This window comes from Sinomonas sp. (genome assembly GCF_036848755.1).
GTDB lineage: Bacteria > Actinomycetota > Actinomycetes > Actinomycetales > Micrococcaceae > Sinomonas.
Window position 1 is genome coordinate 16,672 of the sequence record NZ_DAIUJO010000051.1, and the last position, 10,843, is coordinate 27,514.

Here is a 10,843-nt window from a genome sequence, read left to right on the forward strand (position 1 = left end):
ACTGCTTCCACCGGTACTGGCTAGGGTCACAGGTACTGGCCCGTGCTCTGCGTCGTCTCGATAGTGCGCCCGGGCTCACTTCCGCCCTTGCCCTGGATGATGGTGCGGATGTACGTGATCCGCTCGCCCTTCTTGCCCGAGATCCGCGCCCAATCGTCCGGATTGGTCGTGTTCGGCATGTCTTCATGCTCGCGGAACTCGTCGGCTACGGCACGCAGGAGATGTTCCACCCGGATACCCTTCGATCCCGTGGTCAGAAGGTCCTTGATCGCAGACTTCTTGGCCCGGTCCACAACGTTCTGGATCACGGCCCCAGAGTTGAAGTCCTTGAAGTAGAGGATCTCCGTATCCCCGTTGGCATAGGTGACCTCGAGGTACTCGTTCACCTTGTCCGTCGAGTACATCGCCTCTACAGTGCGCTGGATCATCATGTTCACCGTCGCGGCCCGATCGCCGCCGTGCTCGGCGAGGTCAGCCGGGTGGATCGGCAGATCGGTCGTGAGGTACTTCGAGAAGATGTCCGCCGCAGCCTCCGCATCCGGCCTCTGGATCTTGATCTTCACGTCGAGGCGTCCCGGGCGCAGGATGGCCGGGTCGATCATGTCCTCCCGGTTGGAGGCACCAATCACGATCACGTTGTCAAGGCGCTCGACACCGTCGATCTCGCTGAGCAGCTGGGGGACGATGGTCGTCTCGACGTCCGAGGACACGCCGGTGCCGCGCGTCCGGAACAGCGAATCCATCTCGTCGAAGAAGACAACTACCGGGCTTCCGTCCGAGGCCTTCTCCCGCGCCCGGGAGAAGATCAGGCGGATGTGCCGCTCGGTCTCGCCGACGTACTTGTCGAGGAGCTCGGGGCCCTTGATGTTGAGGAAGTAGCTCTTGATGTCCTGGCTTCCCGCGCGCTCCATCGCACGCGCCGCAAGCGAGTTCGCAACGGCCTTCGCGATGAGGGTCTTGCCGCAGCCCGGAGGACCGTACAGCAGGATGCCCTTGGGCGCTTTGAGCCCGTGCTCGCGGTACAGGCCAGGGTGGAGGAACGGCAGTTCGACGGCGTCGCGGATCTGCTCGATCTGGGACGCGAGGCCACCGATGTCGTCGTAGCTGATGTCGGGGACTTCCTCGAGCACGAGGTTCTCCACCTCGGAGCGGGGCACCTTCTCAAGCGCGGTCTGCGTGCGGTTGTCTATCGACACGGCGTCGCCGACGCGCAGTTGTTCGAGCTGAAGCGGGCCCGAGAGACGCACGACGCGCTCCTCATCGCCGCGCCCGATGACGAGCACCCTGTCGGCACCGAGGAGTTCCTTGATCGTGACAAGCTCCCCGGACCGCTCATAACCGAGCCCCGCGACGACCTCGAACGCCTCATTGAGGAGGACTTCCTGGCCGACGCTCAATTCCGAGAGCGAGACAAGCGGGCTCAGGCCGACCCTGATCTTCCGTCCCGCGGTCACGACGTCCGCGCTCTCGTCCGTCACGGCGGCGGCGGATCCGCCGGCCGGACGACGACGATTCAGCTGGACGATGGTTCCATAGCTGTACGGCGGCTGGCCCTCGTGCTCGAGCGCCGACTTCAGGCGGACGATCTCGCCTTTGGCGGTCTGCAGCATCTCCGCCATACGGGTGTTGTTCGACGTGGCCGCCGAGAGCTGCCGATCCACCGTCCGGAGCTTGTCCCGGAGGACGTTGACCTGACGTTCGAGAACGCTCAGCTGCTCAGCGTGTGCTCGTGCGGTGGCGTCCTCGCGACCCGTTCCGGTGCCGTCACGCTCTTCCATCACTCTCACACCTTCCCGTGCCTCGGAAGATTCCGATATCTCGACACTAGCCCTCCTTAGCCCTGTGCAAACTGCTTTGAGCACCAGAGAAACTAAGCGTTACATTCACGCAATGTTCGAGGTGAGGGAAAGGTTCCGCCTTCTGGAATTTACCCGGAGAGGCCCATCAGGACTCCTCAGTCCTCCCCGCGCGGGCGTCGCGGGCAGCGCGACGGAGTTTGCGATCCGACACGGGGCGCTCGCCCACGGATTCCGGTGTCCACGCGTTGAGGTCCTCCTGTGCGAACTCACCCTTGGCGCGCTTCCTGCGGACGAGGGGGGCGACGCCCCCGGCGAGACGACGCGTCACGAGCAAGAACCCCGTGTGCCCCACCATGCGGTGTTCCGGCCGCACGGCCAGGCCCTCGAGGTGCCAGCCGCGCACCATCGACTCCCAGGCGTCGGGCTCCGTGAAGCGCCCGTCCGCGCGGATGGCTTCGGCAGTGCGGGAAAGCTGCGTCGCCGTCGCCACATAGTTGATCCAGACACCGCCGGGGGCGAGGACGGTCGCGACGGCATCGAGGCACTCCCACGGCGCGAGCATGTCGAGCACGACGCGGTCGACGCTGCCGGGTTCCTCGGCCTTGACCACCTCGTCCTGGAAGTCGCCGAGCGAAATGCGCCACGCCGGGTGAGGGGCGCCGAAGATCGTCTCGACGTTTCCGCGCGCGATGTCCGCGAACTCTTGGCGACGCTCGAAGGAATGGAGGTAGCCGGCGTCGCCCACTGCACGCAGGAGGGAGATGGACAGCGCGCCCGAGCCGACGCCGGCTTCGACAACGCGGGCCCCGGGAAAGATGTCGGCCATGGTGATGATCTGGCCGGCGTCCTTCGGGTAGACCACCGCTGCACCACGGGGCATCGACAGCACGAAGTCCGAGAGGAGGGGGCGGAGCGCCTGATACTGGTGCCCCGCGGTGTTCGTGACGACGGAGCCGTCCGGCTGGCCGATGATCACATCGTGGTTGAGGAATCCCTTGTGCGTGTGAAAGGCCCCGCCAGCCTCGAGGGTGATCGTATTCATGCGTCCGCGCTCGTCGGTGAGCTGGACTCGCTCCCCTACCCGAAACGGGCCTCGGCGATGTGCGGCGCCGGTCGGCTCGGGCAGGAGCTCGGGCGAGATCGGGGTGCTGCTCTCGGTCATGGATCCCTTCTTAAGGTGAGTTGGGGTGAGCCCAGCCGGACTAGCGGGCCGGACGGCCCGAGATGGCTGAGACCACGGCGCGCTGGCTGAGCAGGCCGACGACCCGGCCCCCAGCATCGATGACGGCGTACTCGGTGCCTTGGAGCTGGGCGAGGTATTGGACAAGCTCCTGGCCGGCCGCGCTCTCCGGCACGTAGGCCCCCGGGGCGAGCGCGTAGCCCACAGCAGTAACGGGTGTGCTCCCCCGGGCCTCGTCCGGCACCCGCGCGATGGCCGCGGGATCGACGACGCCCTGCGGCTTCCCGTCCGGTGCGCATAGGACGACGACGACGCCTTGGCCCGCGCCGGCCTGGACGGCTTGGTCAACCGAGGCGAAGTTCGGCACCCCGACGGCGGGCACCGCCAGCCGGCCCGCGACGATGTTCGGGAGCCGACTCCGGAAGCCGGCGTTGCGGATCGAAGCGGACGCGCCCTGCCACAGGAATGCGGCCACGAGGAGCATGACCAGGGTGAAGGAGATGTCGGGCGCCTCGCCTTGGAGCCACGGGACGACGAGGCCGAAGAAGACGATCCCCGCGACCACGACCCGGCCGGCCCAGCCCGCAGCGATGGTGCCTTTTTCCTGGGAGCCTGTCACCTTCCAGACGACGCTCTCGACAAGGCGCCCCCCGTCCAGGGGAAGGCCGGGGAGCACGTTGAAGAGCCCGATGAGGAAATTGGCCCACATGAAGATGTTGGCAAGGATGTTGGGCACGTCGCTCAGCACCACTGACGTCAGCAGAAGCCAGGCTCCACCGGCGAGAACCAGGTTCGCGACCGGGCCTGCGAAGGCGACCACGACCGAGCGGCCGGGCGATGCGGTGAAGGCCTCGAACTGGGTATGGCCGCCCCACAGATTGAGCACGATCTTCTGGCTCGGCCAGCCGAACGCCCGGGCGCTCAGCGCATGGGCCAGCTCGTGGACGAGCACTGACAGGAGCAGGAGGACGGCATACGCGAGGGCCACGAGGTAGGCGGCGTTGCCGAGCTGCGGTTCGCGGAGCGCGAGCGTCGGGCCGTACACCACGACCGTGAATCCCGCGATGAGGAACCACGAGTACGCCAGGTAGACCGGGACACCGGCGATGCGACCAAGCCGTATTCCGTCGCGAGCTCGGCCCCCCGCTGTATGGCTGTGGCCTTCCCCGTCATCCGGGGAATGTTGACCGCCGTGGCTCATGCGCGCCCCTGACTCGCGAAGCCAGCCGACGTCCGGGCAAGCACGGCCGACAGCTCGGCCGCGGTGTGCCCTTCAAGGGTCTCCCACTGCTCCACGCCGAGGTCCTCCGGCACGGCGACTGCGCTGGGAACGACGATTGTTGCGAGCCCGGCCGCCTCGGCCGAGGTGGCCCCGGGAGCCGAGTCCTCGATGGCCACGCACTCGTTCGGAGCGAGCCCCTCGAGATCATGCTCCAAGCGCGCGAGGCCCTTGAGGTAGGGCTCGGGATGGGGCTTCCCGTGGGTGACGGCGTCCCCGGTGACGACGGCGCGGAAGGTTCCGGCAGGGAGCCGGGCGAGGATCTCCTCGACCATGGGGCGCTCCGACATTGTGACGAGCGCGCAGGCGACCCCAGCGTCCGTGAGCGATGCGAGGAGCTCGAGTGCGCCAGGCCGCCAAGGCACTGCGTGGCCGAGCTGCTCGATGACGCGGGCCGTGAGCCGATCGATGATCTCCCGCTTGCCGAGGGCTACCCCTGCGTCCTGCAGGATTCCGGCGGAGGTGGGGAGGGCCTGCCCGACGAGTCGCATCGCCTGCTCGTGGCTCCACGTCCCTCCGAAAGCCTCAACCAGCTCGCCCTCGGCAACGATCCAATACGGCTCGGTGTCCACGAGCGTTCCATCCATGTCCCAGAGGACGGCACGCAGGGGTGCAAGGTCGGTTTCGACGGGGAGGCGCATATGGACCAGTCTACGGGGAGCGTGCGCCTGTCCTCCCTCCGCGAAACTCGCCTGTGACTGCGGGGCAGGCCCTGCGAAGCGGCCCGCTTGGTCATAGTCTGGAGCGATGAACGAGTTCGACGCCGACGCTCCGGCCCCCCATCCTGGCCTCTTTCCGACGCCTGAAGAGGGCGAGAGGGTGACGGTCATGCTCGCGGCCTTCGAAGGTTGGAACGACGCCGGCGAGGCCGCGAGCGAGGCGATCAGGGCCATCAAGCGCCAGTTCGGTGCGCAGAAGGTCGGGGCCATCGACGCCGATGACTATTACGACTTCCAGTTCACAAGGCCCACGGTGAGGCGTTCTGGCTCTGGACGTCGCAGGATCCGCTGGCCTTCGACCCGTGTCTCCACCGCACGCCTCGAGGGCTACCCGATCAACCTCGTGTTCGTCCAAGGCACGGAGCCGTCTTACCGGTGGCGGGGGTTCACGGAAGAGCTCATGGAGTACGTCGAGGATCTGGACGTGGACTACCTGATCGTCGTCGGTGCGCTCCTCGCGGACGTCCCGCACAGCCGACCGATTCCGGTCACCGCCACGACCGAGGCGGGCGACCTGCGCGAGCGGCTCAATCTCGAGGCGTCCCAATACGAGGGCCCGACCGGGATCGTGGGCGTGTTCGCCGACGCGGCGGACCACCACGGCATTCCGACCGTCTCCCTCTGGGCGGCCGTGCCGCACTATGTCGCGCAGGCGCCGTCGCCGAAGGCCCAGCTCGCCCTCATGCACCGCATCGAGGAGCTCATCCAGGTGCCGCTCGAGACCAACGAGCTCGCGGAGGACGCGGAGGCCTGGGAGCGCGGCGTCAACGAGCTCGCCACCGAGGATCCCGAGATCGCCGCCTACATCCAGCAGCTGGAGGAGGCGAAGGACACCGCAGACCTGCCCGAAGCGACCGGAGAGTCGATTGCGCGCGAGTTCGAGCGCTATCTCAAGCGGCGGGGCAAGGACGGCGGGGCGTCCACCTAGTCGGAGGAGACGCTGACCGTCGGCCTTCCGCCCCGGAGGCCTTCCGCCCCGGGGCGGCCTGCCTCAGAGGCAGTCTTGCCTCAGAGGCGGACGCCGAGGAGGGCGTCCACGGCAGCGGCGACCAGCTCGCCGTCCGATGCTTCGCCTTCGCGGCCGGCAAGGGCGTCGTCTGCCCACTTGTCCACGGCGGCGAGCGCGCGGGGGGCGTCGAGGTCGTCGGCGAGCGCGCCGCGGATCTCGGCGATGAGCAGCTCCGCGGAACCACGCGCCGCACGGGGCACGGCCTCGCGCCAGCGGCTCAGCCGGGCTTTGGCCATCTCGAAGAGCTCGGCAGTCCATTCCCAATCAGAGCGGTAATGGTTGGCGAGGATCGCGAGCCGGATCGCTTCCGGTGCCTCCCCAGCGGCGCGGAGCTTCGAGACCAGCACGAGATTGCCGAGCGACTTGCTCATCTTCTGGCCGTCAAGGCCGACCATGCCCGTGTGGGCGAAGTGGCGCGCGAGCGGAACCTTGTGGAGGGACCAAGCGTGACCCGCCCCCATCTCGTGGTGCGGGAACTGAAGGTCGGAACCGCCGCCCTGGACGGTGAAGGGGGCCGGAAGGAAGCACTGGGCGATGACGGTGCACTCGATGTGCCACCCGGGCCGGCCCCGGCCCAGAGTGCCGCCGTCCCAGTGGGGCTCGCCGAGACGAGCCTCGCGCCACAGGATCGGGTCCAGGGGGCTGTGCTTGCCCGGGCGCTCAGGATCCCCCCCGCGTTCCCCGAACACCTCGATCATCTCGGCCACCGTCAGGTGTGAAACTTGGCCGAGACGCCATGCTTCGGGTGAATCGGCCCGCCGTGTCGCCTCGGTGACGTCGTAGTAGACGTCGCCGTCTGGCTCGCCTTCCGCGCCAGCGAGCTGGTAGGCCAGCCCCTCCTCGAGGAGGCGCTCGACCTCGGGCACGATCCAGGGAATCGACTCGACAGCGCCGACGTAATGGTCCGGCGGCAGCACGTTGAGGGCCTCCATGTCGCCTTGGAAGAGGGCGATCTGCTCCTTCGCGAGCGTCCGCCAGTCCACGCCTGTCGCGTCGGCCCGCTCGAGCAGCGGGTCGTCGACGTCGGTCGTGTTCTGGACGTAGGCCACTGTGCTGCCTGCATCGCGCCACAGGCGGTTCAGGAGGTCGAACGCGACGTAGGTCGACGCATGGCCCAGATGAGTGGCGTCGTACGGGGTGATGCCACAGACGTACATCGACTGCTCGGCGGCCACGGGAATCTCAGCCATTTCGCCCCGTGCGGAGTCCCACAGTCGGATGGCCCCGCTCTGGCCGGGAAGGGGCGGAACGGGAACCTGGCGCCAAGTCTTCACGCCCACAAGCCTAGTGCCCCGGGTGGTCTGCCCGTCACAAGGGTCAGCAGTGCGGCGACTCCCTAGCCCTCGTCGCCGTCGTCGAGGAGATCGATCGGCAGGTCCTCGCCGTAGGCGTCGTAGAGCGCGTCCGCATACGCCTCGAACGCGTCGGCGATGGCGAAATAGGCGGCCTCGACCGCAGGGTCGTCGTCACCCCGCCGGGAGGCGGCGGCCACGAGGTGCTCCTCGAGTGCCGCCGTCAGCGAACCGAGGGCCACGCGCGGGTCGATGCTCATGGCCCCACGGTAATCTGAATGCGGGGGACCTGCCTAGACGGGCACGGCGAGCGTCTAGGCCTCGGAAAGGCACGTCAGAAAGCGAGGGCCATGAAGGAACGGATCCTCAGCTCGGGCCCGGCCCGCAGCGCCGCGCAGGGCAAGTACGAGTACCTCGTCCTCTCCGTGAATCCCGGAGAATCGATCGCTGCCGCGCGCCAGCGCGTCCGCGAGCACTCCGAATACGGCAAGTGGGAGCTTGAGCGGAGTCGGCTCTACATGGGCGGGGTGCGCCGCTACTGGCTGCGCCGCAAGGTCATGGTGGTCGAAAGGACGGCCTAGGTTCCGGCCGGGTCCTCGAGCGGTCCAAGCAGGGCGTTCGCCACGGTTGCGTGCGCCGATTCCGGGTCTGAGGGGTGGTAGAGGCCCGCGAGCACGTCCCGGTAGAGGCGCTGCAGTTCGCTGGAGCGGAAGTACCCACCGCCCCCACCCACGCTCATCGCGACGTCGACCACCCGGCGAGCCGCCGCCGTCGCCCGGTGCTTGAGCCCACTCAGGGCACCGAACCAGGCGCTGCCTCGGTCCGCGATTGCGTCGACGTCGTCCGCGATGCGCTCGAGCTGCGGCAGCACGCCGTCGACCGCCATCGCGGCATCGGCGAGCTGCCATCGGATGTCCGGATCCTGGGAGTAGGGCCTGCCCCCGTTTCGGAGGGACCTGCGACGATGGGCCGCCTCCACGCCCAGCTCGAGTGCCCGCTCTGCGATCCCCGTGTAGACCGCTGAAAGGAGCGTCTCGAAGACTGCGAAAATTCCGAAGACGAGCAGATCCGGGTTCGGACCCACGGGCAGGCTGCGGACGATCCGGTCGGCTGGTGCCACGGCCCCTTCGAGGATTGTCGTGCACGACTGGCTCGCGCGCATGCCCAGCGTGTCCCAGTCGTCAAGATGGCGCCAGCCCGGCTGGTCCCGACGGATGAAGCCGTAGACGAGGCGCGGTTCCGCCTCCGTCTCCTCCTTGCCGAAAGTACCCATCCGGGTCCACACCGGGGCAAGGCTCGTGAAGACCTTCACGCCGGTGTAGGCGTAGGCGCCGTCCGGGAGTCGGGTGGCCGTCGTCACGGAATCGAAGAGCACGGAGTCGTTGCCGGCCTCGGAGATCCCGAAGGCGAAGACCTCCCCCGCGGCGGCCTCCTCGAGGACGAAGTCAAGCGAGGAATCGCCCCGGGCCTGGAGGACGCGGGCGACCCCCGTCCAGACAAGATGCATGTTGACTCCGAGCGCTGTTGCCGGCGCTGCGGAGGCGAGCCTGCGCTGGAGACGGACGACGTCGGCCAGGCTGGCCCCCAGCCCGCCGTCGTCCTGGGAGACGAAAGCCTTGAGATAACCGGCGGCCGTCAGCTCCTCGAAGTCCTCGCGGAAGAACTCGTTGCGCTCGTCGTATCCCGGCGCTCGCGAGCGAATGCGCTCGAGGAGTTCGTCGGACAGTACTGCAGACGGATCGAGAACCACGGCGCCTCCCCTCGTTGCTGGCCTGGCCGTCAGTACGTGCTGAGCAGCCGTCGAAGGACGCGCGCCCCGAAGCGGAGCGAGTCGACGGGCACGCGCTCGTCGACGCCGTGGAACATGCCTGCGAAGTCGAGTTCGGCGGGGAGCTGGAGCGGAGCGAAGCCGTACCCCGTGATTCCGAGCCGGCTGAGGGACTTGTTGTCGGTGCCGCCCGAGAGCGTGTAGGGCAGGACCTGCGCACCGGGATCCTCTGCCTCGAGTGCGCTGACCATGGACTCCACGAGAGCCCCTTCGAACGGCGTCTCGAGCGAGACGTCGTGGTGCACGTAGGCGAAATCGATGCCCTCGCCGGCAAGCTCCTTGATCTTCTCGAGCACGAGCTCGTCCTGACCGGGCAGCGTGCGGACGTCGATTCGCGCTTCGGCACTCCCGGGGATGACGTTGTCCTTGTAGCCGGCCTTGAGGACCGTGGGGTTTGAGGTGTTCTGGAGCGTGGCCCCCACGAAGCGCGCGAACGTTCCGAGCTCCTTGAGGAGAATCTCGGGGTTCTCCTGATCGAACTCGACGCCGGTGAGCTCCGTGACGCCGTCCAGGAAGCGGCGCGTGGTGTCAGTGAGCTCGATGGGCCACTCATAGCCGCCGATCCGGCTCACGGCGCGGGCGAGCCGCGTGACGGCGTTGTCCGTGTTCGTCTGGGAACCGTGCCCCGCGCGCCCCATCGCGGTGAGCTTGAGCCAGGAAAGGCCCTTTTCAGCCGTCTGCAGCATGTAGGTCCGTTGGCCCCCGATCTCGGCTGAGAAGCCCCCGACCTCGCTGATGGCCTCCTTGGCCCCCTCGAAGAGCTCCGGTCGGTTGTCGACCGCCCATCGCGCGCCGTAGGTGCCGCCGGCCTCCTCGTCGGCGAACAGTGCGATGACGAGGTCGCGCTTGGGCCGAATACCCGATCGCTGCAGCTCACGGACCACCGAGAGGACCATGGCATCCATATCCTTCATGTCGACCGCTCCGCGGCCCCAGATGAGACCCTCACGGAGTTCTGCGGCGAAGGGGTCGACGCTCCAGTCCTCCTTCTGGGCGGGGACGACGTCGAGATGCCCGTGGACGACAAGCGCACTCGCGCTCGGGTCCGTCCCCTCGATGCGGGTGACGACGGACGCCCTCCCCGGCGCGGACTCGAAAATCTCGGCCTCAAGCCCCACCTCCTCGAAGAGCTCAGCCGTGTATTCGGCCGCTGCGCGCTCGCCGGGACCCGAGCCGTCGCCGTAATTGCTCGTGTCGTAGCGGATGAGGTTCTGGCAGATCTCTGCCACTTCGTCCTCGGCGCGGAGCGAGTTCTCGAGCGGACGGTCAGACATAGGAGTTCCTCCTCGGCTGCGACGGTTCGGTGAGGCCAGCCTATCCCTCGCCCTCCAGCACTCGACGTGCCCATCCGATTTCTTCAGGGGCCGCGGATCGTGTACAGTCTTACTCGCTGCCCGGAAGGGAAAACGCGATGCGGACCTTTCGGCGACCACTTGCGCGGGTGGCGGAATGGCAGACGCGCTAGCTTGAGGTGCTAGTGCCCGTTTAGGGCGTGGGGGTTCAAGTCCCCCTCCGCGCACAATCAGAATGCCTCGGTCCATGACCGGGGCATTCGTCTTTTCCCGCTCCTTTTTGCTGCCCCCCAGGGGGCCTGAGTGGCAGAAGACGGGGTCCGAATGGTGTAGAGTATTTACTCGTTGCCCCGGAGAAATACGCGAGTATGACACCTTCCGGGACCGCCCGCGCGGGTGGCGGAATGGCAGACGCGCTAGCTTGAGGTGCTAGTGCCCGTTTAGG

10 protein-coding genes and 1 tRNA gene are annotated in these 10,843 nt (G+C 67.6%); 3 read left to right on the top strand and 8 right to left on the bottom strand.

Annotated features, from left to right (window positions below; all coding sequences use genetic code 11):
• Positions 1–26 precede the first annotated feature (26 nt).
• The 4 genes from arc to V7053_RS10060 all read right to left on the bottom strand — a co-directional run bounded on the left by arc (position 27) and on the right by V7053_RS10060 (position 4,899).
• Positions 27–1,778, bottom strand: coding sequence for a proteasome ATPase (arc, locus tag V7053_RS10045; protein WP_334172143.1), 1,752 nt, complete (start codon positions 1,776–1,778; stop codon positions 27–29).
• 166 nt (positions 1,779–1,944) lie between these two features.
• Entirely contained in the window at positions 1,945–2,961 is a 1,017-nt protein-coding gene (locus V7053_RS10050) for a tRNA (adenine-N1)-methyltransferase (RefSeq protein WP_334172144.1), read from the bottom strand.
• Positions 2,962–3,001: 40 nt separating this feature from the next.
• On the bottom strand, positions 3,002–4,180 hold the full coding sequence (locus V7053_RS10055) for a site-2 protease family protein (RefSeq protein ID WP_334172145.1): 1,179 nt from the start codon (positions 4,178–4,180) through the stop codon (positions 3,002–3,004).
• Positions 4,177–4,899, bottom strand: a complete 723-nt coding sequence (locus V7053_RS10060; protein WP_334172146.1) for an HAD family hydrolase — start codon at positions 4,897–4,899, stop codon at positions 4,177–4,179. The genes V7053_RS10055 and V7053_RS10060 overlap by 4 nt, the downstream gene beginning before the upstream one ends.
• A gap of 106 nt (positions 4,900–5,005) precedes the next feature.
• Here V7053_RS10060 and V7053_RS10065 point away from each other — a divergent pair, with 106 nt between their 5' ends.
• Positions 5,006–5,905, top strand: coding sequence for a proteasome assembly chaperone family protein (locus tag V7053_RS10065; protein ID WP_334172147.1), 900 nt, complete (start codon positions 5,006–5,008; stop codon positions 5,903–5,905).
• A gap of 80 nt (positions 5,906–5,985) precedes the next feature.
• On the opposite strand, the gene mshC is transcribed toward V7053_RS10065, so the two are convergent.
• A complete protein-coding gene (gene mshC, locus V7053_RS10070; RefSeq protein WP_334172148.1) occupies positions 5,986–7,260 on the bottom strand; it encodes a cysteine--1-D-myo-inosityl 2-amino-2-deoxy-alpha-D-glucopyranoside ligase in 1,275 nt (424 codons plus the stop codon).
• A gap of 62 nt (positions 7,261–7,322) precedes the next feature.
• Positions 7,323–7,538 (bottom strand): hypothetical protein, encoded by a 216-nt coding sequence (locus V7053_RS10075; RefSeq protein WP_334172149.1) that lies wholly within the window; start codon positions 7,536–7,538, stop codon positions 7,323–7,325.
• A 90-nt stretch (positions 7,539–7,628) separates the two neighbouring features.
• On the opposite strand from V7053_RS10075, the gene V7053_RS10080 reads away from it, so the two are divergent.
• Positions 7,629–7,859 (top strand): DUF5703 family protein, encoded by a 231-nt coding sequence (locus V7053_RS10080; protein WP_334172150.1) that lies wholly within the window; start codon positions 7,629–7,631, stop codon positions 7,857–7,859.
• Here the strand turns inward: V7053_RS10080 and V7053_RS10085 are convergent.
• On the bottom strand, positions 7,856–9,028 hold the full coding sequence (locus V7053_RS10085) for an acyl-CoA dehydrogenase family protein (protein ID WP_334172151.1): 1,173 nt from the start codon (positions 9,026–9,028) through the stop codon (positions 7,856–7,858). The two genes, V7053_RS10080 and V7053_RS10085, sit on opposite strands and share 4 nt — an antisense overlap.
• Before the next feature lie 29 nt (positions 9,029–9,057).
• Complete coding sequence (locus V7053_RS10090; protein WP_334172152.1) at positions 9,058–10,380, bottom strand: M20/M25/M40 family metallo-hydrolase; 1,323 nt, start codon at positions 10,378–10,380, stop codon at positions 9,058–9,060.
• Between the two features lie 161 nt (positions 10,381–10,541).
• On the opposite strand from V7053_RS10090, the gene V7053_RS10095 reads away from it, so the two are divergent.
• Positions 10,542–10,625, top strand: a tRNA-Leu gene (locus V7053_RS10095).
• The last annotated feature ends 218 nt before the right edge of the window (positions 10,626–10,843 follow it).